The sequence below is a fragment of the Eisenbergiella massiliensis genome (genome assembly GCF_003435485.1).
Genome location: NZ_QVLV01000057.1, coordinates 1 through 1,051, shown reverse-complemented (window position 1 = coordinate 1,051; position 1,051 = coordinate 1). Strand labels below are relative to the sequence as shown.

Annotated in this window: 1 protein-coding gene; it reads right to left on the bottom strand. The window is 30.0% G+C overall.

The genetic code is table 11. From position 1 onward, the window contains the following. Positions 1-431: 431 nt before the first annotated feature. Positions 432-920, bottom strand: a complete 489-nt coding sequence (locus DXC51_RS29225) for a hypothetical protein (RefSeq protein ID WP_117546108.1) — start codon at positions 918-920, stop codon at positions 432-434. Positions 921-1,051 lie beyond the last annotated feature (131 nt).

Genomic DNA, 1,051 nt, shown 5'->3' with positions numbered 1-1,051 from the left:
GGAAGGTGCCAAAAAGAGATTTAGTGTAACTTTCATGCAAAGTTCAGAATAATGTTCCCAGTAAAATAGAACTCCCTAATATTAATATAAAGGTTAAACCATGTTTAAAATAATATGATAAATTCATAAAATACTTTACGCTCCCCTCCACTATACAATACTTATGTAATAATATTGAATCTAGTATTCTATTATCATTTATTATTATCTATTTATCTGATAATAAACAATAAACATATAACTATACAAATAAATTAAATCAAATCTACATAAACAAACATTTTAAAGCTTCTGATACATTAACAGGTTAGCATTGGTTCTTCCTATATATAAATATATTAGCAAATAATTCTGCAAACATAGCTAGATTTAAAGGGACTAATGGGCATTAATTCTTCAATTTCTAAAACACAGCAAAATATATTCTTATACTATATAATGCTAGCCTCGCTATAAATCCCATTACTTTTTCTTTTAAACCAACTGAAGATAAGCCATAAACAACCAATTAATGAACTGATCTCTGCGGCTCTCCAGTATATTGGTGCTTTAAAGCCAATTTCAACTACACCGCTATACAATCCAGGAATAACACATGTAACATTCCCATTCTCCCCGGAAATAATTTCCAAGCTTTTCTTAGTGCTCAAATCTTTTGCTTTATACCCAAAATAATAAATTAACGGAACACTTATATTTTGAGATTCATTAGAATTATTAATCAAATTTAATTGTACTGTTATGCCCCTTTTCAAATAACTATTTACTTTAATAGCTTCGCTATGACTTAACCCATCCGTTGTCAGTAATGACATACTTACTGCCGTCGGTAAATATTCAGCCCCCATAACTCCATAATCATCAATTTGGCTTTCATCTTTTATGACTAAGGTATTATTGTAAGTAACTAATGAACTCATAAAATATCCGCCTACAATAATAGAAGCCGCTCCAATCAATAAAATAACCTGCTTTCCCGTTGTAAAATTAGCCTTATATATCTGAACTTTGCATGAAAGTTACACTAAATCTCTTTTTGGCACCTTCCGCT